The organism is Microbacterium mitrae, from assembly GCF_008017445.1.
In the GTDB taxonomy this organism is placed as follows: domain Bacteria; phylum Actinomycetota; class Actinomycetes; order Actinomycetales; family Microbacteriaceae; genus Microbacterium; species Microbacterium mitrae.
Genome location: NZ_VRSW01000001.1, coordinates 634,532 through 658,757, shown reverse-complemented (window position 1 = coordinate 658,757; position 24,226 = coordinate 634,532). Strand labels below are relative to the sequence as shown.

Below are 24,226 nucleotides of genomic sequence, written 5' to 3'. Positions count from 1 at the left end.
CGACCCGACCGGTATGCAGGGGAACGTCCGGACCTGTCCCCAGACAGTGCCAACTACTCGGTGGCGCGGTGGCGAATCTCGCTGGCGAGGTCAGCCTGCCATAGCCCGGTACTCTCGCCCTCGTGAGAATCGACCTGCACGAACTCGGCTGCGACCAGCGGGCGGGGCGATTCGCCCACCTCGGCGGGCGCCGGCATGTTGGTGAGCTTTGTCGCATCGATGCCGGGAAACTTTCTTGCCGTCACCAAAACGCGCGACTCAAGCGAACCCGCGAACTTGTTGTAAGCGCCGACGGTACGCTCAATCGCCCGGCGCAGCTCGTCAGCATGGCCGGCGAGCGATCCGAGCCGGTCGTAGAGCTGATTGCCAAGCACGAACAGCTCGTGTGCCTCAGCCGAGACTTCATCTTGCGTCCACGTGTAGGCGACCGATTTCAACACCGCCCACAGGCTCACGGGCGAGGCGAGAGCGACCCGCTGACGGAAGGCATAGTCCAACAGCGCCGGGTCTGCGTCGAGCGCGGCCGACAGCATCGCCTCATTCGGGAGAAAGCAGATAACGAACTCGGGGCTGGCGTCAAGGCCCGTCCAGTACTGACGCTTCGCCAGCGCGTCGATGTGCGCCTTCACCGCGCGGGCATGTTGCGAGAGTGCGGTGGTTCGTTCCGCCTCGACCTCGCGCGCGGAGGCGTCGAGGTACGCATCAAGCGGCGCCTTTGCGTCGAGCGCGATCGCCTTTCCGCCTGGCAACCGCACAATCATGTCTGGTCGCCCCGTCGCACCGGAGTCGGTAGTGATGCTCGTCTGAACATCAAAATCGACGTGGTGGGTCAACCCCGCCGCCTCAACAACGCGGCGCAGCTGGGTCTCGCCCCAGGTTCCGCGGGTCGTCGTTGAACGCAAAGCGCTCGCCAACGTGCTCGTGGCCTGCCGAAGCGATTCGTCGCTGACCTGTGCCTGCCGCAACTGCTCACCCAGCTGGCCAAACTGCTCCTGGCGATCACGTTCCATCGAGGCCATCGCGCGTTGCATGTTGCTCAGCGTCTCGGCAACAGGGCTGAGCGCCGTCAGCACACGCGCCTCTTGTCGTTCGCGTTCGCGATTCGCCTCTTGCTCATCGCGGGCGCGCTCGGTGTACTCGCGATACGTCGCCTGCTGTTGCATGAGCTGCTCGCGCAACGCGGTCGCGCTTGCCTCGCTCGCCGACAGGCGTGCCAGCAGGACCGTATCGTCGGCGGTTACTTGACCGCGCGCGAGCCAACCCAGGGCAAGGCCGCCTGCGAGTGCGAGCACGACCAGAATGACGGCGATCAGTGGTTCCATGCCATCAGTGTGCCGGGGGCTTCCGACATTGCCGGCGCGCGATGTTCCGCAGCGCCAAAACTAAGCTGTGATTAGCGCTCCGGTAACGGCGCCGATGGGAATCTGACCGACACGCACGCGCGTTTTCGCAGCGAGTTCGCGAATATCGCTCGCGTCGACGCGGCGCGCGGCATCAATCATGATGTGAGCCGATGCGAGGGCGTCGGCGGTCGCCTCGTGATGCGAGAAGTCGGTGAAACCGGCGGCGGCTGCGGCAAACGGCAATCGGTAGGACTCAAGGTCGTAAACCTGGCGCGCCACCTGCACGCTGCACACGTAGCGATAGGGCGGGCAGACGTCGCCCGTCGCCTCGCACGCGCGCCGCAACACTGCCATATCGAAGCCCGCATTGTGAGCGACCATGACGTCATCACCCGCGAAATCCTCGAGAAATTCGAGCTGATCACTCCACCCAATTGCGGTCGATACGTCTTCGGCATGAATGCCGTGAATCTCCACATTTCGCGGATGGAATTCGTCGTAGCCGACTGGCGGTTGAATCAACCAGCCCGTCTGGTCAACGATTTCGCCCCCGCGCACACGCACGAGACCGACGGAACATGCCGAAGCGTTGCTGGAATTCGCCGTCTCAAAATCGATGGCCGTGAAATCCAGTGACATGTCTTGACTCTTCTCCTGCCGCGCGCCATTCGCTTCAGGCGCGCCGTATTCCAGCGTATCCCGAGTGCCATCGCGCGATGTCTGAGGGCGGTGTTAGCGTCGCGTCATGGCCAGTCGTGAAGAAATGTCGACCTCGTTCGGAGCCGCCTCCGCAGCGTACGACGCGGGTCGCCCCGAGTACCCCGCGGAGGCTGTTGCGTTCTTGCTCGCCTCGCTGCCGGATGCAGCGCGGGTGGCAGATATTGGCGCCGGAACCGGCAAGCTGTTGCGCTCGATTCTGCGCGTTCGTGAGGTCGAGGCGATTGCGATTGACCCCGATGAGGCGATGCTACGTGTGCTCTCTGAGCGCACGCCCGAGGTTGACACGAGGGTCGGAACCGCGGAGCAGGTGCCGCTGGATACGGCAAGCGTCGACCTGGTCGCGATGGGACAGGCCTGGCATTGGGTTGACCCAGTTGATGCTTCGCGTGAGATCGCACGCGTGCTGAAACCCGGGGGCGTGCTGGGACTGATTTGGAATGTGCGCAACGAACGCGTGGCGTGGGTGCGCGAGCTGACTCATATTCTGCATGCTTCGAACGCGGAAGAAATGATTGCCTCCGGCAAGATTCCGCTGCACGAGCCGTTTGGCGCGCTCGAAGAACACACTGTGGAGTGGCAACGGCCGATGGCGCGCAGCGATATTGAGGCGATGGTGCGCTCGCGCAGCTACTTCATTACGGCGCCTCGGGCCGAACAAGACCGAATGATGGGGGAGGTATATGACCTAATGGATCGAATCGGCGTTGTCGGAGAGGCGACGATCGCGATGCCCTACGTGACGAAGGCGTTCCGCGCTACGCGCCCGTAGGTTCCGTGCGACGCGCTCACGGCGTTCCGTGCAACGCGCTCGTCTGTTCCGCGCCACAGGCCCGTAGGTTCCGTGCTGTGCTTCGTGCGCCAGCGCTGGGGGTAAAGCCACGTAGACTTGTCACCCGTGGCTCTTACTATCGGAATCGTCGGCCTGCCCAACGTCGGCAAGTCAACCCTGTTCAACGCGCTGACGCGCAACAACGTGCTCGCGGCGAACTACCCGTTCGCGACGATTGAGCCGAACGTTGGCGTGGTGAACCTGCCTGACCCGCGTCTGCAGCAGCTTGCCGATGTGTTCCATTCCGAGCGCATTCTTCCGGCGAGCGTGTCGTTCGTCGATATCGCAGGCATCGTTCGCGGCGCGAGCGAGGGCGAAGGGCTGGGTAACCAGTTTCTGGCGAACATTCGTGAGGCTGACGCGATCGCGCAGGTGGTGCGTGGCTTTACCGATGGCGATGTCGTGCACGTTGACGGCGAGGTCAACCCGCGCAATGACATGGAGACCATCAACGCCGAGCTGATGCTCGCAGACCTGCAGACCCTCGAAAAGGCGATCGTTCGCTACGAAAAAGAGGTCAAGCAGAAGAAGGCTGACCCCTCGGTTCTTGAGGCCGCGAACGCGGCGAAAGACGCGCTGGAGCGCGGCATCTTGCTGTCGGGCAGCAACATCGACGTCACGCCGATTCGAGAGCTGGGCCTACTGACCGCCAAGCCCTACATTTACGTTTTCAACGTCGACGAGGCGATTCTCACCGATGATTCGAAAAAGGCCGAGCTTGCGGAGCTCGTGGCTCCCGCCCAGGCTGTCTTCCTCGACGCGAAGATTGAGTCTGAGTTGATCGACCTCGACCCCGAAGACGCACAGGAGTTGCTCGAAGCGACCGGCCAGACCGAGTCGGGCCTTGACCAGCTCGCGCGCATCGGATTCGCGACGCTCGGCCTGCAGACCTACCTCACGGCGGGGCCGAAAGAAGCCCGCGCGTGGACGATTCCGCAGGGCGCGAGGGCTCCGCAGGCTGCCGGTGTCATTCACACTGACTTCGAGAAGGGCTTCATCAAGGCTGAGGTCATCTCGTTCGAAGACCTCATCGCGACCGGCTCGGTCGCCGAGGCGCGCGCGAAGGGCAAGGCCCGCCTCGAGGGCAAGGACTACATCATGCGCGACGGCGACGTGGTGGAATTTCGTTTCGCCGTATAACCTCTGGCGTCGATTGAGTGGTCTGACCTGCCGATGCGATGACCAAAATAGGTCAGCAGTCACTGTATAGTTCAGTGCATGCTGACCATTGCTTCACGCCTCGACGTCATGCACCGGCTCGGCCGAGCCATGGCGGACCCGACGCGATCCCGGATCCTGATGGCCCTGCTCGACGGCCCGAGCTATCCGGCGGTGCTGTCGCGCGAGCTGGAGCTGACCCGGTCGAACGTGTCGAACCACCTGACCTGTCTGCGCGACTGTGGCATCGTGGCCGCCGAGCCCGAGGGACGGCAGACGCGCTACGAGATCGCCGACCCGCACCTTGCTGCGGCGCTCACGGCGCTCGTGGATGTGACGCTGGCCGTCGACGAGCACGCGCCATGCGTTGATGACCAGTGCCCGGTGCCGGGCTGCTGCGGGACGGGGGCAGGCGCATGAGCGCGGCGTGCGGCTGCGACGAGCCCGAGACCACGGTCGGCGAAGCAGTTGAGGAGGTGCAGGAGCGACCCTGGTGGCGGGACCGCGGGATCATGGTCCCGGTCCTCTCCGGCGTCGCTTTCCTGACCGGTCTCGTCCTGGAGTGGTCCGGGCTCGAGATCCTGGCGCTGGTGCTGTTCTGGCTCGGTCTGCTGCTGGGAGCGTCGACGTTCACCCCGGGCGCGATCCGCAAACTGTTCAAGCGCAAGCTCGGCATCAGCCTGCTGATGACGATCAGCGCCATTGGCGCGGTGATCCTCGGCTACGTCGAGGAGGCCGCGGCCCTGGCGTTCCTGTACTCGATCGCTGAGGCGCTGGAGGACAAGGCGATGGACCGCGCCCGCGGCGGGCTCCGGGCGCTGCTCAAGCTCGTCCCTGAGACAGCGACCATCCGCCGCGACGGCGCGTCGGTCGAGGTCGCCGCGAAAGACCTCCAGGTGGGCCAGCTGATGCTGGTGCGGCCGGGCGAACGGATCGCGACCGACGGCGTCGTGGTCACGGGTCGTTCGAGTTTGGATACGTCTGCGATCACTGGAGAGTCGATCCCGGTCGAGGTCGAGCTGGGAGATGCAGTCTCGGCCGGTGCAATCAACTCCGCCGGCGCGCTGGAAGTCGAGACGACCGCGGCGGGCACCGACAACTCGCTGACCACGATCGTGGACCTCGTTGAGCAGGCGCAGGCCGAGAAGGGAGACCGCGCCCGCCTCGCCGACCGCATCGCCCGACCCCTCGTCCCTGGTGTGCTCGTCCTCGCCGTCCTGGTGGCGCTGATCGGTTCGCTGTTCGGCGACCCCGAGCTGTGGGTCACTCGCGCCCTGGTCGTCCTCGTGGCGGCGTCGCCGTGCGCGCTGGCGATCTCCGTGCCGCTGACCGTGGTCGCCGCGATCGGCTCGGCGAGCAAGTTCGGCGTGATCATCAAGTCCGGTGCCGCGTTCGAGCGCTTCGGCGTGATCCGCCACGTCGCCGTCGACAAGACCGGCACCCTCACCCGAAACGAGCCCGTCGTCAACGCCGTTCTCACCGCCGACGGGACCACCGAGGCGCAGGCGCTGGCGTGGGCGGCCGCGCTGGAGCAACACAGCACCCACCCGCTCGCGGCCGCGATCACCGCCGCCGCGCCGGGGGCCTCAGTAGCCGAGGACGTGACCGAGCAGGCCGGGCACGGCATCGAGGGCAAGCTCGACGGCGCGCGGATCACGGTCGGCAGCCCCCGCTGGCTGGACGCCGGGACGCTCGGCGACCGGGTCGCAGGGCTGGAGGAGCAGGGCATGACGGTCGTCATCGTGCACCGCGACGGCGAGCCGGTCGCTGCGATCGGCGTCCGCGACGAGTTGCGCCTGGAGGTCCCGGAGGTCGTCCGCACGCTCGCCGCGCAGTGCATCGGGGTCACGATGCTCACCGGCGACAACGCCCGCACCGCCCGCGCTCTCGCGGCGCAGGCCGGGATCGAGGACGTGCGCGCCGAGCTGCGCCCCGAGGACAAGGCCGCTGCGATCGCTGAGCTCGGCCAGCATGGTTCGGTGGCGATGATCGGCGACGGCATCAACGACGCCCCCGCCCTCGCCGCCGCGGACATCGGGATCGCGATGGGCGCGACCGGGTCGGATGCCGCGATCGAGTCGGCCGATGTCGCGTTCACCGGGCACGACCTGCGGCTGCTGCCGCGCGCGTTCGACCATGCCCGGCGCGGACGGCACATCATCAACCAGAACATCATCCTGTCGCTGCTGATCATCATCGCCCTGCTCCCGCTCGCCCTCTTCGGCGTCCTGGGACTCGCTGCCGTGGTGCTCGTGCACGAGATCGCGGAGGTCATCGTGATCCTCAATGGCTTGCGCGCGGCCCGGACCCGGATGGAGCAGATCGTATGAAGGTCGAACTGCTGCACATCGTCGACTGCCCGAACACGGCCATCGCCGAAGCAAACGCGCGCGCCGCGCTGGATGCCGCCGAGCTCGCGGAAGTGCCCATCGAGCTGGTAACGATCCACACCGAGACCGAAGCGGCGAACACCCGATTCGGAGGCTCGCCCACGATCCTCGTCGACGGCGTCGACCTTTTTCCGACGCAACCGGTTCGCTCGCTCGCGTGCCGGGTCTACGCGACTGAGCGCGGGTACGCCGGTGCACCGACTCCGTCTCAGATCGAGGAGGGGTTGCACGAGACGTATCGTTGACGTCGAACGCAAGCTGTCGGTCCCGGACGCGGGGCCGAGCGCTTCACTGCACACCTCAAGAGGGTGGTATGTACCGGAAATCGGTGGAGTGGAGATTCGCGCTGTAGGGATTGGTCGCCGCGCGGAGCGTCGTAGTGAGCGCGGGTTAGTCGGCTGACGCGCCTCGGGCAAGCAATAGCCGGAAGTGCTTCAGGAACTGCTTCTTGTAGTGGCAGGATCGAGCCATGGATGTCCTCGCGCTGGTGATCTCGGCCCTGTCGCTGCTGATCGCCGGCGTCGGCACTTACCAAGCGAACAAGCGCGCGAACGAGGCACTCGCCGAGTCGCGCAAGGCGGCCGAGGACGCACGCTGGTTCGCGGTGCAGGAAGCCGTGCAGCGCCTAATCGGGTTCGATCCGACGGCCGAGCCGGTGGGGGAGCGGCTCGCCAACCTGCGCATCACGTCGATCGCGCTCGTCGACCAGCTCGACGGCTGGGATGGTATCGACTCGTGGCTGGAGGCCGAGCGCACGCTGGGCGCGACCATCGGCCGCCAGGTGATTGAGGCCGCCAAGCCCGGCGACACCGTTGAGCGGCGGGTGGCGAACCTCGACCCGCTGATGAGTTGGGCGCACGCGCTGAGCAGCAACCTGCGCCATTTACGATCAGTCGGCCACGACGCGGCTGCACTTGCCAAGCTCCAGGTCAACGCGGAAGAGTTGGTTAGGGAAATTCATGCGCGTCACGGCTGGGATTTGCCGCCGCGGACCAACCTCCGGATCCAGCCGTTGGACTAGATGTGGTGTAACGACTCGGCCTTACGGGTTGCTCAGCACTGTGAACGACGTCGCCGTGTACTTGGGCTTAACTTCGCCGGCAGGGCCGGTTTCTTCCGTGACTGACACATCGACTGAAACTGACATGCCGGTGCGCAGCGTTGCAGTGTTCGCCGCAGGGATCTTCTTCGCGTCGATCTTGACGATCTCGCCGTCCTCGATCTCCAGCTGCCAAGCGCTGATCTCGCTGACAGTCCGCAAGATGCCGCGGATGGTGGTCGGCTCGAGCTCGAGTTCCCGAGAAGCGATGAGCTCTCCAATGTGAGCGAGTTCAGCCGTGGAGAGGCGCGTGCGCAGGCGCGCCTGGCGAGGCTGGGACCAAGTGAGATCAGGCTCGAACCCTGATTTCACCAGACCTGTCGAGAAGTCGCGCAACGTCGTGGCGACGCGCGGTCCGTACTCGCGGATGCGCGCCAAGAAGTCACTGGTGTCGGCATCTGGGCCGAGACGACGTCCGTCCTCGAGCAGTCCCAGTGCTCGCTTCATGGCGGTGTCGATCAACTGGGGCTCTGCATTGTCGTCTCCGAACAGCCCCACTTGGCCATCGGGTGAGATCTCGTCCGCTGGCGAAGTCGTCGGCACGATCTGCAGGATGAGGCTTCCCGGCAGTGGTGAACCATTGAGGTTCAGTCGGGTCTTCGAGACGACGTCGGCGGGCGGTTGCCCACGCAACGACTTGTGCCCCTTCACCGCGAGGCCTGTCGCAAGCACCAGGCGCTGAAAATTGCGAAGCGTGTCAGCAATCCCGTCGATCGCTCCCGAGTGGATCGTGATTCCTGGCCCAGTCAGGCGCAGAGACCCTGAAGAAGCGTCGCGCCGCAGCAAGCCGTGCTCAGCGCGCAGAGTCTCGATGCTCATGCGCGCAAGATCATCTGCGTCCTGCCACTCAGCTTCGCCTTGGACGTTGGCCTTGAACTGCTCCCAGTCAAACGCCATGGAAACCGTCCAGAGTCACTTCGAAGTAGCCGCGCTGCGGTAGGGCATCCGGCCGTTGCGGAGGATCTTCCTTCGCGCCGTTGCGCTTGCGCATCCAGAAGTCATCCCAGTAGCCACGATTCAACGCATATGACTGGTGCTCGACTGAGTGGGCGCGGTCCGCCTCGGGGAACACGTGCCATAGGCAGTATCGAGTATCAACGCGCAGGCCCGTCGCTGGTCGGACCTGGTTCATCCCGAACATCTGCAGGATGTACCGATCCTTGGGGTCGGTCACCTGGTCAACGAGCACGTCTGCGCCCAGTAGACGAGGTCGATGTCGTCAGGATCGATCTTGTCGGTAAGGAAGCTGCCACCCACCCATACGCACACCACGGGGACGACAGAGCGGATGCCGTCGGTAGCGGACTCGAAGTGCTGCCAGATCTCGGCGCGGGTCGCCGACTTCGCGAACCGGGGATCGTCAACGTAGTGGGATTTGATCTCTTCCAACGACGCGCCGAATCGGCCCAGCGGAAGCAGGCCCGTCTGCTCGTCAAGTGCAGGCAGCACCAAGTCACCTCCCTGTGGGTCGCAGTCACCTGTCATTATGTCCTATCAGGGGCTGCCGACAGAGGCGGACGCGAGATCGGGTCGCGTGCCCCCGCTGCCCCACCTTCTGCGTCTCCGGAAGGGGCGAGGTGGGGGCCGAGGCGATGCCAGCCAGACACGCAACCACAGGTTGGTATGTGCCGGAATGCGGTGGAGTTCAGGTTTAACGTGTAGTCGCGTTCCGCTTCAACGTCTGGTTCGAGTGCCCGGATCTTCCTGTGGGAGATCCGGGCACTCGATTATGCTCGACCACCAGGCAAGTCGCCGCGGGTTGGGCTAGCGAAATGCTCGGCTGATCGCGCTGCCAGTCTGAAACAGGGTGATCCACACCAGGAACTTTTGGATTGGACGCAGCGGCCATGCGACAAGTCCTCGCCACCCTCGGCGTCGCGACCAGGACCTACTAATCCGTACCTGTGTGCCACCGGGCGCGTTCACCAAGGCGAATTCAGTCAGAACCGAATTGCCTTGCGCGACGTCGGGATATCCGAAGCTCCATGCGATCCTGTCCGGTTGGTGAATTGCGATGAGTTCAACACTGCGTCGACGAAACTGAGGCTTGATCTTCGCAGGCTTGCCGTCTGGATAGGTTACGGGTGCAACGCCCTCCCAGACCGTACCTGGCGTCGCTTCTTGACTGGTCTGATCGAGGATGCCGATGCTCGGTTCCCACTCGGGGATACGTGCGGGATCTGTGAGGAACGCCCACACTTCGTCCAGTGGTGCAGATACGAACGTCTCAGTCGTTCCCGTGGTCCGCCCCTTCACTTTCGTTGCGGCGGGCATGGACTTCGTCGAGAGCGAGTCGGCCCGATCGAGGCGTTCGATGAGCACATCGGGTGTCGTGCCTAGGCGGCGGAGGATACCCGTGATCAGACCGCTGGGTTCTGCGACGAGTTCCCGGAGAACGGCGGCAGCGTCGCCTGGCTTGCCTTTGCCGCTGGACTTCGCGATGAGGTCCCGAGCGCGACGAGTCCACTCGTACCCATCCGTCTCGTGGAACACGATGCGCCCGGCCTCGGGGAACGTCGCCTCGATGCCGAGCGAGGTCAGCTGTGCATCACGTTGTTCCTCGACGGCGAGACGGGCGCTATCAATGTCGATACCGAGCTCGCGCAGTGCGCGGCCGGCGGACTGGTCGTTGATGACCAATGCGAGGAACAGGTGGTCGATGTCGGCTTCGCGGAGCCCGAGCCGGGATGCTTCCTCCATGGCGGCCAGGGACAGCGATTGGCTGGTTTGAGCGGCGCGGACGAGTTTGTTCATCTGTTCCTCCTGGGTGTCGAGATCGCTGGGTCAATTCTTTTGGAGTGCTTCTTGTGGGCGGCTTGTCGCGTCACTCCGAGCGCGTCGGCGATCTCCTGCCAACTCATGCCCGAGCGCAACGCGGCCTCGACCTGTCGAAGTTCCAAGGTGTCCGCGAGTACGCGCAAGGACGCTACGGCCCGCAATCCTGCTTTCGGGTCGCTGGTATCGGCTGCTACTGCTGCGATCCGCGGAGACTCCATGCCGTCAACCTACGTTGCTAAGTGACGGGTTGTCAACCTGGGTTGCGCCCCCCGCTCGGCGAGCTCGATAATTGCCGAGCCAGTCGAGGGCCGTCATTTTTGGGGATTCGCCGGGTTCACAGAGGTTGGTATCTGCGGCGACGTGGTGGAGTTCCGCTTCAACGTCTACCATGATCGCACTGTCCGGACGGAGGTCCATCGATGATTTCTCTTAAGCGGCGCCTGCTGACTTCGGCGGTGCACCTCGGTGAGGCGATTGCGTCCGCTCGCTGGATCCTGTTGAGCACCATTCTCGCGGCCGTCGGCGTCCTGGGGATTTTCGTCGCCATCCCCGTGTGGATCAACTGGCTCCTCGCCACTGTCTCGCTGGTCCTCCTTGGGGCCGATGTCCGGCGCTACTGGCTTGAGCGGCGACGGACCACCTTCGTCAGGCGGCCGTTGGACGACTTCGCCGACGTTACCGCGGAGCTTGCCGGTGACGAGCGGTGGAATATTATCCGCGTCCACGCGGAGACTTTCGTGCACGACGTCGACATGAGCCTCCGGATCGCCGAGGGGCGCCTGAATGCGGTGGTGCGGCCGCAGCCGTACGCGCTTCCCAGCGACCTGAGAGTGCTCGGGCATCGCTACCGTCGGGAGAGAATCGCCAAGGACAGCTCGATCTTCAACGGACCCGGGCTCGGTTGGCGGAGCGCCTTGGCGGAGGTGCCGGACGAGACGGGGACCGTGATGCTGGTCCGCGGCACCTTCTTCGACCGGCTCGCTTCGGACTACTTCGCCGCAGTCGACACGCGACGTGATGGATCGGAGACAGTTCTCGCCGGTCGGCGGCTGTTTGTCGACCGGATGGCACGGCTTCGCGATTTCGATGCTAGTTGGTTGTTTAATGGCATTGGAGTCAGCACGATCGCCGTCACCTCCGATGGGATGTTCGTCATCACGGAGCAGAGCGTCCGGAACGTCGGCGAGCAGGGCCTACTCGCTCCGAGCGGCTCGGGTAGCCTCGAACCGAAGGACTTGGGAGGCGCGACGGCGGTGGATGTCGCGACCGTGTCCATTGCCGGGGCGAACCGCGAGTTGCAGGAGGAAGCTTCGATCAAGCCTGCAGATATTGCGGCGTCGTACTTTCTCGGCTTCGGCCGCTGGCTGAACAAAGCCGCGAACCCCGAGGTGTTGGCCGTGACCTTCTTGAGCGTGGATTCGCACGAACTTCGGCAACGCAAGCGTCGAAACGAGGAGCGGGTGTACGTTGACGGCGTTTCGTTCGTTCGACCGGCACTGTCGCCGGCCCTTTGGGATCCGTCAAATGCCGAACTCATCCTCCCTCATGGGGAGCGCGGGCGAGTTTCACTGCCACTCGGGGTGGCGTTATCTCTGCTGGCGCGCGAGGTGGGTCTAGGAACATCGGAACTAGCAGCTGAGGTTCGGCGAAGGATGGGGGAGTCGTCCGTCGTTGAGGCTTAGCCCATGGGCTCGCAGTGGTATCTTGGTCATCCGTTGCATTGCCAATCCCTGACGTCAGTTGGTGAAATTCCGCTTCAACGTCTGGCATCTTCCTTCACACTAAGACCGGATTGCCACTGCAGAAACAGCTGTCACCGAAGCGCACCATACCGAAGGCGGCGGGCCAGAGGAGCTCGAAGCGACTGACCTGGTTCGGTGGCCAGCAAAGTCCTACCGGAGTAGTCATGACTAGCACTGAGGCGCATCGGCAGGGAATCGCGGTGAGGCTGTTGAGCGAAGTGCTTCGATTCACCGGGCGTGCAGCGCCGGGGGAGCCGATCTGCAGCGTGATCAACGCCCAGAATCTCGCATCGATCGATCTACATAAGGGGATCGGGTTCGCGGAGGTCGAGCGAGCTGCAACGTTGGCAGGGATCGAGTTCACCGGTGGGGAGGGTGTGCTGGTGCGGTGTTCTTCCGAGCCGGCGTGTTTCGGTGCCGCAACGCGGTCGAGTCCGCTTCAACACCCCGCGCCGTGCCCGCACGCCTGACGGTGCACCGTGACGGTGCGTCGATCGCCGTCCACGACTTGGGTGGCGACGGGCCGATCGTGATCTTGCTCCACGGTCTCGCCGGAAGCTCGCGCGAGATGCGCGCTACCGCCGAGGCGCTCGAGGGCTGTCATGTGTTGCTCATCGACCAGCGCGGACACGGTGACAGTACGCGTCGCCCGCAGGACCTGTCGCGCAACGCCTTCGTGGGCGACATCATCGCGGTGATCGAGGACTGCGCTCCAGGCCGGCGCGTCACACTTGTGGGTCAGTCGATGGGAGCGCACACAGCGTTCCTGGTGGCCGCCGCGCGTCCAGACCTCGTCGATGGCCTGGTGATGCTCGAAGGACACGTTGCGGGGAGCGACGACCCAGACGAGGCGCTGCGACTTGGCCGGTACTTCGCATCGTGGCCGACGAAGTTCGAAAACGAAGCATCGGCGCGCCAGTTTCTCGGCGACGACGCGATCGTCGATGCCTGGGTGGCGGACCTCCGCCGCACCGGGGAAGGGCTGGTCGCTCGCTTCGACGCGGACGTCATGGAACGCACCATCGCCGCGGTGCATCAACCGCGTTGGGGCGAGTGGGAAGGCCTCGTGGTTCCGACACTCGCCGTCTTCGCAAAGCACGGCATGTTCACCGCTGAGGCGAAGGACGAACTGATCCGTCGGAGACCCGAGACCCAGCGGGTAGATCTCGCCGCAGGCAGCCACGATGCGCACCTCGACGCTTTCGATGAGTGGGTGGACGTTCTTCGCCGATGGCTTGCCACTCCACGGTGAGGCGGCTCCACGCCCGCTCCACGCGGTCGTGCCAGCGCACAGATCACCCGTAGCATGGTGCCCTAGACAGGGTTTCGCGCTCTGTGAGATTGGATTTCTACCATGCCCGTCGACTTCAGCAAACTCGAATCTGCCATTCGCGCTGCCGCGTTCGAGGACACCTTCGCGCTGCTCCAGGGGGTACCAGAAGCGGAACGCGCAGGGCTGGTTCGTCCGTTAAAAGGGTTGCGCACGGACATCTATCGAGGGCTGCCGAGCTACGCCAAGTACAGCAATGCACTGTCGCTAGCCGACATGGCTCTTTCGCTCGTTGACGACGACACCAGTGCAACTCGCAGAATCATCAAGTCGGCGGCCTGGATGTTTGACGATTACGCCGATGCGCTGGCGGATAGGAACCCCTCATGGCTGGCCGGGATGGTGGAGGAGTTCCTCGCCACCAAGCTGCCAAGCGACCTGATCGAAGACAGCAACCATGCCTCGGGAGAAGCGCTGCGCGCTCGCCTCAGCATGCCGCGGCCCACGACGCATCGTTACGCCGTCGCGACGGTCTTCCGTCTGACCACAGGGCGGTCTGGCGATGGCCCAGACTTTCATGAGCGGATGGAACCAACGCTTGCGATGTACCGCGGCGACGATGAGCTTCGTCAACAGTTGCTCATCGCCATGGAGTGCACAGGGCTGGTGCGAGTGACCAAATTTTGGATGCACACCAAGGAGGAGTCTCGAACCCGTGGGTACCCCGCGATCGTCAAGACTCTGGTCGAGGAGGGACTCGTGCAACGCGACCAGGTTGTCGCTGCCGTGATGAAGGGGCTGCAAGACGACCAGGCCAACGCTGCGAGCGTGAGCCTCCACCGTCTTTTTCTCGAAGCACTGCAGGTGACGCCAGCCGAAGTTCTCGCCTCGCACCGTGAGGTGGTCGAGCGCTTGAGCACATCGCCTCAGAAGAACGTGAGCAAGTGGGCCGTAGACACACTCGCCGCTGGTTCCAGACCCACGCGCTAAGGCGCGTATCGTCTGACACTGACCCAAATCCGCCGAGCACTCGGCCCTTAGAGTTGTAGCCATGGTTGCTCAAGAGCCCCTCGATCTCACGAACCTTCCCCGGTTCATCGATCATTTGCGCGCTCGAGACGCGGGCTTGTCGACATTCGTTCGCGGGTTACTCGGGGTCGGGTGGGAAGTCAGTGACTTTTGGGGCCCGGAGCAGATGGATGTCTGGGCTCTGAGGCTCCACAGCAATGGGCGCGCACTTCGCTTCGGCATCGAGAGGGGATTTGTCGATGGCGTGCTGGTGGGGTCCGATGGTGACCGATCCATCGACTTCTATCCGTTGTCCTATGCGGTGCTCGGATGGGCGCGTTCGACGGGTGCCGTGGTTCCGCTGGAAGACCCCGACCACTTCAGCCCCGATATCGGCGCGCACGGATGGGCCGCGCTGGACTGGCTCGCGGCGGGCAATGACGGGAATGTCGCTCGCATCCGCTCCGCCTGGAAGGCGTATTTCGAGCTGCGCTACGCCCCAGACTCGTCGCGTAACGAAGAATGGTTGGCGAAGACGAAAGCGCATGGCATTCGTCTCATCGAACAGGCCGCGGCGGATTCCGCCGGCGATAGCCTTGGCACTGTCCGATAGCGACCGGCCGCTACAGATCACGTATGATCCAACCTCACGACGTAATCGATCGGGTACTCGACGCCTTCCAAGCAGATCTGGTTATGACCCACGGCGCCGACGCTCTCGAAAGTGCTTTTGAGCGCGCTCAACCCGACCTTTTCTCGATCGATCGCGCCAGCGTTCCGATCGACCCGCAACGAGACGCCTGACGCCGTTCGATAGCGTGGAACCATGGGGGCAGGGTCACGGCACAATACGCTCGGGATCGAAATCGACGTGATCGCGCACGCTGCGCTGACCGCGGGTCAGCTCACTGCGCTCCGCGACCTGTTTGACGCCGAGTACCTCGATGATTTCGGCGCGTGGAACCCGAATCAGCCGTATGGGTACGCGCCACACGACCACCACATCATTGCCCGGAACCAAGTGGGCGCGGTCATGGGGCATGTCGGCTGGGCGAGACGCGCCATCAGCGTCGCGGGGCACGACGTCGTCATTGCGGGTGTCGGTGGCGTGCTGATCTCCGACGATGCACACGGCGCGGGTTTGGGCGAGCGCCTGATGACGCGCGCGGCGGAGTGCATGAACGCCGCTGGCGGCATCGACTTTGGCTACTTGGGGTGCCGCGAGTCCGTGGTTCCGTTCTATGTGTCATGCGGCTGGAGTCGAATCTCCGCCGTTGAGTGTTCGCTTGACCGCACCGGACACCCGGTTGCCGACCCGCCCGGGCAACCACTGCTCATCCTGCCTATTGACCGCAATCTCGAAGACTGGCCCGAAGGTGATATCCACCTGCGGGGCCGGGCGTGGTGAGTGCGGCAGCCACCCGACGGAGCTAAAGGACGGCCGAGTGCTCGCGGACGTCGTAGGCGAATCGCGCGTCTTCGACCGCCTCTATGTGTTGCTCGGCCCATCGACCGAGCGCTGACAGCGGCTCGTACAGCGTGGTTCCGAGCGGCGTGAGTTCGTACTCAACGCGCGGTGGCATCTCATCGTAGGCGGTGCGCGCGACGATTCCGTCGCGTTCTAACTGTCGCAGCGTCTCCGACAGTACCTTGCCGCTAATGCCGTCGACCGCCACGCGGATCTCACCGAAACGCAAGCGCTTGCCTTCGAGCGCGATCACGATCATCGCCGTCCATTTGTTGGCGATGCGAGCAAGCGACGTGCGCGACGGGCACGACGCCAGCATCACGTTCCACTCCGGACGAGTCATGTGTCTACCCCAGTTACGTTGAGGTAACAGGTTACCTTTTGTCACTATGGAAATGCAACGCGGCACCATCCGTCGCAACGCATTCACCGAGGAGCGAGAACATGACCAATCAAAACCCTAAGACCGTCGCAACCGCGTACTTCGATGCCCTGGGCGCGGGTGATGTCGCCACTGCGATGGGCCTTCTCAGCCCGAGCGTCGCGTGGCATCAGCCCGGAGACAACCAGTTCTCGGGTGTCCACACTGGCATCGAGGCTGTTGGCGCCGTTATCGGAGGCATGATGCAGGTCAGCCGCGGCACGTTTGCCTTGACGGTGTCGGGAGCGATGATGACGAACGGCGAGTCTGTCGCCGTGCCGGTGCGCTTCACGGGCGAGCGTGACGGCGCTGTCATGGACATGGCGGGCGTCGATCTGTTGACCATTCGCGACGGAAAGATCGCCGAGGTGCACCTGTATTCCGAGGATCCTCCCGCGGAGGACGCATTTTGGGGCGCCGCAGCCTCCCGTTAGCAGCATGGGTGCTGGCGTCGCCGCTGGTGGCGGCGCACCGCTGATGCGAGGGTCGCCCCGGGGCTGAGCGTGGTGCTACCGTCGTTGGTGATGCAACCCCTCGCGAAGTTCGCCGCACACAAAATCGTGCTGCGCCCGATGGTGCTCGATGACGCCGCGACCTTTGCGTCGTGGGCAACCGATGCGACCTTCTGCGACCACGCCGACTGGACCACGCAGTCAAGCAGTCACTTTCTGGTTCCGTGGTGGCGGGCGCAGATCACGAGCCCGCCCCCGGACCTTCTGCGCCTCGCCGCCGTGCTCGGCGACGACATCGTGGGTTACGTCGACCTACACGGCGACACCGCGAGCACGCGCGAGCTGGGATTCGTGATCGGCCCGTCAACTCGTTGGGGGCAGAGGCTCGGAACCGCGGCTGCGCTGGCAGGGCTGGCGTACGGCTTCGAGCAAGTGGGGCTGTCATCCATTTGGGCAGAGGCACTGCACGCGAACGCGGCATCGGTTCGTATTCTGCAGCGATTGGGCATGACGTATACGGGGGAGGGTGAGGCTGCCGTCTTCGCGGGATCACCGTCGACCTACGCGCAGTACGCGTTGACCCGAATGGACTGGTTACGGCATGACCGTCGCTAAGCTCACTGATGCCTCGAACGCGATGCGAAGAGACACATGACTGGTCAGCTTGTCGTAATATCCGGGTTGCCTGGCGTTGGCAAGACCACCGCCGCCGAACTCCTCGCGTCGCGTCTGGGACTCGTGCACCTCTCGGTCGATCCAGTCGAGGATGCCCTGCTCTCATGTGGCCTCCCGCCCGGTGAGCCGGTCGGGATAGCCGCCTACGAGGCCGTTCGCGCGATGGCCGAACTCAACCTGCGCCAAAGACTCGGCGTCGTTGTCGACGCGGTCAACGACAGCGCGCCCGCCCGCGAGACGTGGCAACGGGCGGCGCAAGCGACCGGCGCAGAACTGGTGTTCGTGTCCTTGAACATCGCCGACCTTGACGCCCATGAGCGCCGACTCGTCAACCGCGACCGGGGCTTCAGCCACGTCTCAGAGCCCAGCTGGGAGGCGGTGAACAGACGCCGCGCCACCTACGAAGACTGGCCCGATACTGTGCTCACGATCGACGCGGCGGCATCCTCACCCGATGGCATCGCCGACGCGATCATCAGGCACCTCAGCAACGACAGTTCGGCTCGGCCCTCCCGCAACGCCACGTAGTCTGGCGGGGTGACAACGCAACCTTCGGTACACCTCCGGCGACTGACGCGCACCGACGCGCCCGCGGTGCTTTCGGCCTTCACCTCGAATCCTGATATGGAACGACAGGGGCAAGTTACCTCCGAGGAGGAGGCCCAGCAGTACGTTGATCGGCTGGTTGTGCCGCCGCACGAGGCCTGGGCCGTCGTCGTCGAGAATGACTTGGTGGGACTCGTCGGGGTCAGCGTTGACGAAACGAATCGTTCGGGTTGGTTCTGGTACTGGATGACAGCCAGTGCGCGCGGCCGAGGATGGACAGCGCGCGCGGCAGCGACTGTCGCGCACTGGGCGCTCACCGAGCGCGCGCTGGAACGCCTCGAACTAGGGCACCGCGTCAACAATCAGGCGTCCGGGGGTGTGGCCCGACGCGCTGGGTTCGTGAAGGAGGGGACCGAGCGCGGCAAATTCTTGATCGATGGCGAACGCATCGACGTCGATACCTACGGGCGCCTACGCTCCGATCCGGTGCCCGCGTTTACGGGCATCCCGATGCTCACCGATTAGCGGCGAGCATCGCTTCGCCTGCGTGAGCCGCATCGCCGCGCCTATTTCAGTTGCGCGAGGTTAGGCAGCGGCGACCAGGCACCAATGCGGGGGTAGTCGATCGTGACCCCGACAACACCGTACTCGCCGAACGACATCGCCCAATCCAACGCCTCCGGCAGCGGCACGGCAAACAGCGGCACTGGTTCCGTCGCCGGCACCAGCCCACTGCTGTGAGCCGTTTCGGTGGCCTGCTCACCGTTGCTGAAGATGCACAGAATGGGTCCGCGCTCGCCAGAAATCATGTACGGGCGGGGCGCCTCAGCGGTTCCGCGGTTGATGCACACCCACATCTTGAGGCGCGCCACAGCCTGCCACAACGCGATCTGCGCATCGATGTTGCCCGGCTCAGCCCGGCAGACATCGTTGAGGCGGTGAAGCTCGGCGAGAGTGTCCGCGCTGGGCTCACGAGTTGCCGGCTGCGCCGAGTCGGCAGGTTGATCAGTCACAAAGACCTCCAAAAGCGAAACGTCGCGCCAAGTCTGGCACGTGAGCGCGCGAAGCGGGGGAGTAGCGGAACCGTGTTGCCGTTCTGTGGGCGCCGCGCGGCGTGCGCGTGGCGCCCACAGCGTACCGTTGTTGCATGGCGATCAAACTTGAGAACGCGGGAATCGCGGTGCGCGATATCGAGGCGACAATCGCGTTCTTCACCGACCTGGGCCTCAGCCTTCTCGGACGCGACACGGTGAGCGGGGAGTGGGCCGACACGGCGGTCGGTCTCGACGGCAACCACGCCAAGATTGCCGTGTTGCAGACGCCTGATGGGCAGGGACAGATCGAGCTCTTCGAGTACCTCCATCCGGCCGCGATTGACACCGAACCGACCAAGCCCAACGAGATCGGCATGCACCGTGTCGCATTCTCGGTTGGCGATATTGAGGCGTCGCTCGCGGTCGCCGCGCGGCACGGATGCTACCCGTTGCGGGGCGTCGCGAACTATCAGAACGTCTACAAGCTCACCTATATCAACGGGCCAAGCGGCATTCTCGTCATGCTCGCGCAGGATCTGACGAAGTAGGCCGGTAAACGGTTGCGCGGAAGCCGACAGCGCCGTAGCCGGCCGCGCGTTCGTCTCAGCACGATCGGCACCCACTGCGGCGGGTGGCGAGCAACGATGACCGCCCGCTAGTGTGGCGGTATGTTCTTCGCCCGCTACCGGTTCGCCCTCACCTGGGCGATCCCGGTCGGCGCAATGATCGGAACCACCCTGGGGTTGCTGCTATACCTGCTTGGCAACCCTGACTTTAGAAATTTTGGCGGGTGGAGTGCCTTCGCTCAAACCGTTGGTGCTGGAGCTGGCGTCGGCATCGTGACCGCCGCTGCCGGGCTCGTTGGCGGCGTGCTCACGGCGCTGATCACCGATCGATCGAGGCCGGAACCTCGGGTCTGGGTGAGCGGAACATGCTACGGCGCGGCCGTGGGGGTGTTTCTGCTCTTCCTCACCGTTGGCATCGTCAGCGATATCAATAACCGAGCGATGGGGAGCGAATTCATGCTGTTCGGCACGGTTGGATTTTTCGTGGCGGTGGTTTCGGGGTGGGCTGCTATCCCCCTGCTGCACGGAACGCGCAACAGGTTCGAAGCGGAAACGCTTCGAACCGAACGCCCCGACAGAGCTCGAACCTAAACCATCGTGATGACGATCTTGCCTGCCGTGCGACCGGTTTCACCGAGGGCGTGAGCGGCGGCAATCTCCGCCAACGGAAAGGTTGCGGCGATGCGCGCGCGCACCGATCCGGCGTCAACAAGCTCGGCGATCGAGGCCAACTGCGAGCGTGAGGCATCGACCAACATGCGTACCGCTCGCACGCCGAGTGCCTCCGCCTCGCGATAGAAGTCATCGGAACCCATGGGCACGATCGAGACGACGATGCCGCCGGGGCGGAGCGTGCGAAGCGACCGCATTTGAGTCTCGCCGCCGATGGTGTCAAGCACGACATCGATGTCTTTCGCGACCTCGGCGAAGTCTTCGGCGTGGTAGTCGATGGCCTCATCAGCGCCCAACTCGCGCAAGAATTCATGCTTGCCAGCACTGGCCGTTCCGATCACGTAGGCGCCGCGCGCTTTCGCGATCTGCACGGCGATGTGCCCGACGCCGCCGGCCGCGGCGTGCACCAGCACGCGCTGCCCTGGCTGCAGGTTCGCGTTCTCCACGAGGGCCTGCCAAGCGGTCAACGATACCAGGGGGAGCGCCCCGGCTTGCACATGATCGACGCTCGTCGGTTTCTTCGTGAACAGACGAGCCGGTGCCGCCACAAATTCAGCGTGCGACCCGTGCCCAAACGGGTACGGCAACATGCCAAACACCTCATCGCCCGGCGCAAACCGCGCCACCCCGATACCGACCTTTTCTACGACCCCCGAGACGTCCCACCCGAGCGTGAATGGCGGATCCTCGATAAATCGCTTTGCCGCACGGTGCTTGAAGTCGGTGGGGTTCAGTCCCGCGGCATGAACGCGCACCAGCACCTCGTTGGTCCGCGGTTCTGGCCGCTGCACCTCTACGATCTCGAGAACCTCGGGGCCGCCGAGGGTTCGCTGCGTTGACGTGCGCATCATCGGAGATGTTGACATACCTCCACCCTGCCGTATTGACACAATTCGCGCCACGCGGGCCGCGGTTTGGGGCGCGCGCCGGGGCCCGAGCCGTGGATACTGTGGGAGGGGCGCCTCCGCCGGTCGCTCGAAAACGCAGGGAGGAGGATCATGAGGGTCGTACCAACGCGCATCGCCCTGGCAGGGCTGGCGGGCCTAACGGCCGCATCAGCGTTGTGGCTCATGGCCACGTTTGACCAGAGCGCGGGCACCGCGATGACCCCGATCGTCGCCGTGCTCTTGCTCGTCTGTGTGGTGTTCCGTCTCATTGTGAGCATCACCGCGATCCACCGCGGCGAGGTGACGATCTCCAACGATGCCGTCATCATTCGCTACGTACTCGCTCCGCGACGAATGATCGCCGTCGGCGACCTTGACCACGCCGTTCTTTTTCACGACATTCTGATGCCATCACGCTCCGCATCTGGCGCATCGCCGCGGCTGGTGTTGCGCCTGCGCAACGGAACCACGGTGGCGGTATCGCCGCGCGACGCGGGAATCGGGGCAGAACTCGTGCGACACGGGGTCACGGTGCAGATCATCCGCGAAGCGGTGACGCCGGCGCGTGCTCGCAAGCTGAGCCTTGGTTCCGTTCGCTCGGGGGAGCTGCTGGCGTTTCCCGCCGTCATCGCGATCGCTATTGTGCTGCCGGTCGCGGCCGTGGCGTGGCTCTGGATCGCGCAAAACTAGCGCGGCGTCAGAGCCGGTTCCGTCTCTGCGGTGCCGGTGCCGGGGGTCCGCGCAGTGGCGCCCAAGCGCTACGCGCCCGTGATTTCCGGTGCTCCAGCGGCCGCGGCGTTCTCTTCGCGCAGACGCGGTTCGACGCGATGTTCTGGGCGCAGACCCGCCTTGTCGGCGTAGAACTCCCGGATCTTGTCCATGTCGGCAGAAACATCGCCGGTCAGTTCGATCGTCGGCCCGAGCCCCGTCGTCATGGTGGTGCGGTCAACGTAGCCGAGCGTGACCGCGAGGCCCGTTTCGCGGGCAATGCGGTAGAAGCCGCTCTTCCAATAGGTGTGTCCCGAACGCGTTCCGTCCGGCGTGACGACCAGGCTAAATACCTCGCCAGAATTCATGCGCGAGACGATCTCATCGACGAGCCCGGCAGGATTCTTGCGGTCAACGGGGATGCCGCCGAGCTTGCGCATGATGGGCCCGCGCCAGCCGCGAAACAGGCTGTCTTTGCCGAGCCAGCGCACATCCATGCGCAGCCGCCCGGCAATCGCCAACATGAGCACGAAGTCCCAGTTTGAGGTGTGCGGCGCACCCAGCAGAATGGTCGGGCTCTCCGGCGCGGGTCGGGTGACCAGCTTCCATCGTGAGAGCGACCAGTAGAGGCGAGCGAGGGGACGGGGCATCATCTTTCAACGCTACGGCACCCCTCATCGCGACAAGCCCGAGAATGCCGCTTGCCCGGTCACGATTCGCACACGCTTTGTGATGAGTGACCTGAATGCACACGCCAACTTGTTGGGTGTCGACGGCCACTTGTATGGTCAAGATCATGGCGACCCTCGATGACGTGCGACGTATCGCGGCCGAACTCCCCGGCAGCGAAGAACGCGCCACCGCGTCAGGCGTCTCATGGTTTGTGCGCTCCAAACCCTTCGCCTGGGAGTGCCGCCCCTATCCGAGTATTGCCGAAGAACTGAACGAGATCATCGCCCGCGAATTGGTGCTCGGCGTCAAGATCGGCGACGCAATCGAAGCGCGAGCGCTGCGGCACATGGCACCCGAGGTGTTCTTGCCGCAGACCACAAAGTGGTCGGAACCAAAGGTCGCGTTTCGCATGGCGGGTATCGACGGCGACCACCTCCGCGAACTCGTCATCGAAGCGTGGCGGGTGCAAGCTCCCGGCTACCTGCGCCGCGAATACGACGACGCCAACCCGGCCCCCACCTCAGCCCCGTAGCCCCCCTGGTTCCGCAACCCAGCACCTGGTTCCGCGCCCCTTCCAGCCCCCCAGCACCTGGTTCCGCGCCCGCCGTCACCGCCGTGCGGTCGGCCCTGCCGTGTTGCGCATCGTCATTTTGTCGGCAGTTTTTCATTTTGTCGTCGGTTTTTGCGCGGTGCGGGCGAGTTTCGGCAAACAGTGACGACAAAATGACGGCGCTCGATCAGGGGGAAGCCGCACCGGCGTGGGAGGCGCACCGGCGGCGAAAGCCGCGCCGGCGTGACAACCGATGTGACGCCCTGTTGCGCCATGTGTCGTCACAATACCGGCAGCCCACCGAGCCGGGGTGACGATCATTGAGTGACGCTGATAACTCCGGACGAACTCGTGGCCCTGCGGCAAACGGGCGTCGGAGTTTGTCTGCTTGATGTGCGGTGGCGTCTGGATGAGCCGGAGGGGCGTCCCGCCTACCTTGACGGCCACATTCCCGATGCGATCTACGTTGATCTCGAGGCCGAGCTCGCCGAGGGTCCCGATCCGCAGTGGGGCCGGCATCCGCTGCCGACCCACCGCCGGCTGCAACAGGCGGCGCGCCGCTGGGGTCTCAGACGAGATGACATCGTGGTGATTTACGACGACCTGCAGTCGGTCGCGGCGGCCAGGGCGTGGTTCTTACTCGCCAACTCGGGCGTTGCCGACGTACGGATTCTCGATGGCGGACTGCGCGGGTGGCTCAGCGCCGGCCTGCCGCTTGAGACGGGAGACGTGCAACTCCCACCCGGTGACGCCGTGCTCACACCCCTTGCCGCACCGATCGTCGGCATCGATCGCGTTGATCCGCCGACGGCCGGAACCATCCTGCTCGACGTGCGCGCACCGGAGCGTTATCGAGGCTCACCCGTTGCGGTGGAACGGGTGAGTGGGCACATTCCGGGCGCCATAAACCTCCCGACGGTGACGCACCTTGACGCCGGGCGGTTTCGCTCGCCCGAGGTCATCTCCCGACTGTTCGCTGCGCACGGGATCGGTCCGCAAACGCAGACCATCGCATACTGCGGCTCCGGAATTGCCGCCACCCACACCATTTTCGCGGGGTCGCTCATCGGCCTTGATATTGCGCTGTTTGCGGGTGGCTGGAGCCAGTGGTCGTATGCGCGCGGGCGTTGGGTGGTCGAGGGCGACGCCGCCGACGGTAACCGCACACGCGTGTGACTGGGCGATTGTGACGCGGCGTGACGACACATTGCGCGCCGTGTCACAACGTGAAACCGCGT

At 64.5% G+C, this 24,226-nt stretch carries 32 protein-coding genes; 21 read left to right on the top strand and 11 right to left on the bottom strand.

What is annotated here, in order from left to right; translation table 11 throughout:
- Positions 1 to 53: 53 nt before the first annotated feature.
- Both FVP60_RS03170 and FVP60_RS03165 read right to left on the bottom strand, forming a co-directional pair.
- A complete protein-coding gene (locus FVP60_RS03170) occupies positions 54 to 1,322 on the bottom strand; it encodes a DNA recombination protein RmuC (RefSeq protein WP_147824801.1) in 1,269 nt (422 codons plus the stop codon).
- Positions 1,323 to 1,382: 60 nt separating this feature from the next.
- Positions 1,383 to 1,982 (bottom strand): 3'-5' exonuclease, encoded by a 600-nt coding sequence (locus tag FVP60_RS03165; protein ID WP_147824800.1) that lies wholly within the window; start codon positions 1,980 to 1,982, stop codon positions 1,383 to 1,385.
- A 106-nt stretch (positions 1,983 to 2,088) separates the two neighbouring features.
- Here FVP60_RS03165 and FVP60_RS03160 point away from each other — a divergent pair, with 106 nt between their 5' ends.
- The 6 genes from FVP60_RS03160 (at position 2,089) to FVP60_RS03135 (ending at position 7,461) form a co-directional block, all read left to right on the top strand.
- On the top strand, positions 2,089 to 2,832 hold the full coding sequence (locus FVP60_RS03160) for a class I SAM-dependent methyltransferase (RefSeq protein WP_147824799.1): 744 nt from the start codon (positions 2,089 to 2,091) through the stop codon (positions 2,830 to 2,832).
- 126 nt (positions 2,833 to 2,958) lie between these two features.
- Positions 2,959 to 4,032 (top strand): redox-regulated ATPase YchF, encoded by a 1,074-nt coding sequence (gene ychF, locus FVP60_RS03155; protein WP_147824798.1) that lies wholly within the window; start codon positions 2,959 to 2,961, stop codon positions 4,030 to 4,032.
- 78 nt (positions 4,033 to 4,110) lie between these two features.
- A complete protein-coding gene (gene cmtR, locus FVP60_RS03150; RefSeq protein ID WP_147824797.1) occupies positions 4,111 to 4,470 on the top strand; it encodes a Cd(II)/Pb(II)-sensing metalloregulatory transcriptional regulator CmtR in 360 nt (119 codons plus the stop codon).
- The gene (locus tag FVP60_RS03145) at positions 4,467 to 6,380 is read left to right on the top strand and encodes a heavy metal translocating P-type ATPase (RefSeq protein ID WP_187240539.1); all 1,914 of its coding nucleotides are present in this window, start codon (positions 4,467 to 4,469) and stop codon (positions 6,378 to 6,380) included. Before cmtR ends, FVP60_RS03145 begins: the two co-directional genes overlap by 4 nt.
- Complete coding sequence (locus tag FVP60_RS03140; RefSeq protein WP_147824795.1) at positions 6,377 to 6,685, top strand: hypothetical protein; 309 nt, start codon at positions 6,377 to 6,379, stop codon at positions 6,683 to 6,685. Before FVP60_RS03145 ends, FVP60_RS03140 begins: the two co-directional genes overlap by 4 nt.
- A 224-nt stretch (positions 6,686 to 6,909) precedes the next feature.
- Positions 6,910 to 7,461, top strand: a complete 552-nt coding sequence (locus FVP60_RS03135; protein WP_095796329.1) for a hypothetical protein — start codon at positions 6,910 to 6,912, stop codon at positions 7,459 to 7,461.
- Between the two features lie 21 nt (positions 7,462 to 7,482).
- On the opposite strand, the gene FVP60_RS03130 is transcribed toward FVP60_RS03135, so the two are convergent.
- The 5 genes from FVP60_RS03130 to FVP60_RS13195 form a co-directional block, all read right to left on the bottom strand.
- The gene (locus tag FVP60_RS03130; RefSeq protein WP_094450847.1) at positions 7,483 to 8,436 is read right to left on the bottom strand and encodes a hypothetical protein; all 954 of its coding nucleotides are present in this window, start codon (positions 8,434 to 8,436) and stop codon (positions 7,483 to 7,485) included.
- Positions 8,426 to 8,728 (bottom strand): hypothetical protein, encoded by a 303-nt coding sequence (locus FVP60_RS03125; protein ID WP_147824794.1) that lies wholly within the window; start codon positions 8,726 to 8,728, stop codon positions 8,426 to 8,428. The genes FVP60_RS03130 and FVP60_RS03125 overlap by 11 nt, the downstream gene beginning before the upstream one ends.
- Positions 8,710 to 8,988, bottom strand: a complete 279-nt coding sequence (locus FVP60_RS03120; RefSeq protein WP_425463448.1) for a DUF6932 family protein — start codon at positions 8,986 to 8,988, stop codon at positions 8,710 to 8,712. Before FVP60_RS03120 ends, FVP60_RS03125 begins: the two co-directional genes overlap by 19 nt.
- A 315-nt stretch (positions 8,989 to 9,303) precedes the next feature.
- Positions 9,304 to 10,293: an SRPBCC family protein gene (locus FVP60_RS03115; RefSeq protein ID WP_147824792.1), complete on the bottom strand. Its 990-nt coding sequence runs from the start codon at positions 10,291 to 10,293 to the stop codon at positions 9,304 to 9,306.
- Positions 10,290 to 10,535 (bottom strand): hypothetical protein, encoded by a 246-nt coding sequence (locus tag FVP60_RS13195; protein ID WP_096146702.1) that lies wholly within the window; start codon positions 10,533 to 10,535, stop codon positions 10,290 to 10,292. Before FVP60_RS13195 ends, FVP60_RS03115 begins: the two co-directional genes overlap by 4 nt.
- 201 nt (positions 10,536 to 10,736) lie before the next feature.
- Between FVP60_RS13195 and FVP60_RS03105 the strand changes: the two genes are divergently transcribed.
- The 6 genes from FVP60_RS03105 (at position 10,737) to FVP60_RS03080 (ending at position 15,745) form a co-directional block, all read left to right on the top strand.
- The gene (locus FVP60_RS03105; protein WP_147824791.1) at positions 10,737 to 11,999 is read left to right on the top strand and encodes a hypothetical protein; all 1,263 of its coding nucleotides are present in this window, start codon (positions 10,737 to 10,739) and stop codon (positions 11,997 to 11,999) included.
- 514 nt (positions 12,000 to 12,513) lie between these two features.
- Complete coding sequence (locus FVP60_RS03095) at positions 12,514 to 13,311, top strand: alpha/beta fold hydrolase (protein ID WP_147824789.1); 798 nt, start codon at positions 12,514 to 12,516, stop codon at positions 13,309 to 13,311.
- A gap of 102 nt (positions 13,312 to 13,413) precedes the next feature.
- Positions 13,414 to 14,319 (top strand): hypothetical protein, encoded by a 906-nt coding sequence (locus tag FVP60_RS03090; protein WP_147824788.1) that lies wholly within the window; start codon positions 13,414 to 13,416, stop codon positions 14,317 to 14,319.
- Between the two features lie 61 nt (positions 14,320 to 14,380).
- The gene (locus tag FVP60_RS03085) at positions 14,381 to 14,950 is read left to right on the top strand and encodes a hypothetical protein (protein ID WP_147824787.1); all 570 of its coding nucleotides are present in this window, start codon (positions 14,381 to 14,383) and stop codon (positions 14,948 to 14,950) included.
- Positions 14,951 to 14,973: 23 nt separating this feature from the next.
- On the top strand, positions 14,974 to 15,141 hold the full coding sequence (locus FVP60_RS12970; protein ID WP_187240538.1) for a hypothetical protein: 168 nt from the start codon (positions 14,974 to 14,976) through the stop codon (positions 15,139 to 15,141).
- 22 nt (positions 15,142 to 15,163) lie between these two features.
- The gene (locus tag FVP60_RS03080) at positions 15,164 to 15,745 is read left to right on the top strand and encodes a GNAT family N-acetyltransferase (RefSeq protein WP_147824786.1); all 582 of its coding nucleotides are present in this window, start codon (positions 15,164 to 15,166) and stop codon (positions 15,743 to 15,745) included.
- A 22-nt stretch (positions 15,746 to 15,767) separates the two neighbouring features.
- On the opposite strand, the gene FVP60_RS03075 is transcribed toward FVP60_RS03080, so the two are convergent.
- Positions 15,768 to 16,148: a winged helix-turn-helix transcriptional regulator gene (locus FVP60_RS03075; protein WP_147824785.1), complete on the bottom strand. Its 381-nt coding sequence runs from the start codon at positions 16,146 to 16,148 to the stop codon at positions 15,768 to 15,770.
- 101 nt (positions 16,149 to 16,249) lie between these two features.
- On the opposite strand from FVP60_RS03075, the gene FVP60_RS03070 reads away from it, so the two are divergent.
- The 4 genes from FVP60_RS03070 to FVP60_RS03055 all read left to right on the top strand — a co-directional run bounded on the left by FVP60_RS03070 (position 16,250) and on the right by FVP60_RS03055 (position 18,424).
- Complete coding sequence (locus FVP60_RS03070; protein WP_147824784.1) at positions 16,250 to 16,660, top strand: nuclear transport factor 2 family protein; 411 nt, start codon at positions 16,250 to 16,252, stop codon at positions 16,658 to 16,660.
- Positions 16,661 to 16,750: 90 nt separating this feature from the next.
- Positions 16,751 to 17,293: a GNAT family N-acetyltransferase gene (locus FVP60_RS03065; RefSeq protein ID WP_222705886.1), complete on the top strand. Its 543-nt coding sequence runs from the start codon at positions 16,751 to 16,753 to the stop codon at positions 17,291 to 17,293.
- A 36-nt stretch (positions 17,294 to 17,329) separates the two neighbouring features.
- The gene (locus FVP60_RS03060) at positions 17,330 to 17,881 is read left to right on the top strand and encodes a P-loop nucleotide/nucleoside kinase family protein (protein ID WP_147824782.1); all 552 of its coding nucleotides are present in this window, start codon (positions 17,330 to 17,332) and stop codon (positions 17,879 to 17,881) included.
- A 9-nt stretch (positions 17,882 to 17,890) separates the two neighbouring features.
- Positions 17,891 to 18,424, top strand: coding sequence for a GNAT family N-acetyltransferase (locus FVP60_RS03055; protein WP_147824781.1), 534 nt, complete (start codon positions 17,891 to 17,893; stop codon positions 18,422 to 18,424).
- Between the two features lie 41 nt (positions 18,425 to 18,465).
- Here FVP60_RS03055 and FVP60_RS03050 read toward each other — a convergent pair whose 3' ends face one another.
- Positions 18,466 to 18,912, bottom strand: a complete 447-nt coding sequence (locus FVP60_RS03050) for a hypothetical protein (RefSeq protein WP_147824780.1) — start codon at positions 18,910 to 18,912, stop codon at positions 18,466 to 18,468.
- 134 nt (positions 18,913 to 19,046) lie between these two features.
- Between FVP60_RS03050 and FVP60_RS03045 the strand changes: the two genes are divergently transcribed.
- Together FVP60_RS03045 and FVP60_RS03040 are read left to right on the top strand one after the other, a co-directional pair.
- A complete protein-coding gene (locus FVP60_RS03045) occupies positions 19,047 to 19,481 on the top strand; it encodes a VOC family protein (protein ID WP_147824779.1) in 435 nt (144 codons plus the stop codon).
- Between the two features lie 120 nt (positions 19,482 to 19,601).
- Positions 19,602 to 20,090, top strand: a complete 489-nt coding sequence (locus tag FVP60_RS03040; protein WP_147824778.1) for a hypothetical protein — start codon at positions 19,602 to 19,604, stop codon at positions 20,088 to 20,090.
- On the opposite strand, the gene FVP60_RS03035 is transcribed toward FVP60_RS03040, so the two are convergent.
- The gene (locus FVP60_RS03035; protein WP_147824777.1) at positions 20,087 to 21,037 is read right to left on the bottom strand and encodes an NADP-dependent oxidoreductase; all 951 of its coding nucleotides are present in this window, start codon (positions 21,035 to 21,037) and stop codon (positions 20,087 to 20,089) included. The genes FVP60_RS03040 and FVP60_RS03035 overlap by 4 nt on opposite strands.
- A gap of 132 nt (positions 21,038 to 21,169) precedes the next feature.
- Between FVP60_RS03035 and FVP60_RS03030 the strand changes: the two genes are divergently transcribed.
- Positions 21,170 to 21,748 (top strand): hypothetical protein, encoded by a 579-nt coding sequence (locus FVP60_RS03030; RefSeq protein ID WP_147824776.1) that lies wholly within the window; start codon positions 21,170 to 21,172, stop codon positions 21,746 to 21,748.
- 68 nt (positions 21,749 to 21,816) lie between these two features.
- On the opposite strand, the gene FVP60_RS03025 is transcribed toward FVP60_RS03030, so the two are convergent.
- A complete protein-coding gene (locus FVP60_RS03025; RefSeq protein ID WP_187240537.1) occupies positions 21,817 to 22,419 on the bottom strand; it encodes a 1-acyl-sn-glycerol-3-phosphate acyltransferase in 603 nt (200 codons plus the stop codon).
- 143 nt (positions 22,420 to 22,562) lie between these two features.
- Here FVP60_RS03025 and FVP60_RS03020 point away from each other — a divergent pair, with 143 nt between their 5' ends.
- Entirely contained in the window at positions 22,563 to 22,970 is a 408-nt protein-coding gene (locus FVP60_RS03020; protein WP_147824775.1) for a hypothetical protein, read from the top strand.
- A 342-nt stretch (positions 22,971 to 23,312) separates the two neighbouring features.
- Positions 23,313 to 24,164, top strand: a complete 852-nt coding sequence (locus tag FVP60_RS03015; RefSeq protein ID WP_147824774.1) for a sulfurtransferase — start codon at positions 23,313 to 23,315, stop codon at positions 24,162 to 24,164.
- Positions 24,165 to 24,226 lie beyond the last annotated feature (62 nt).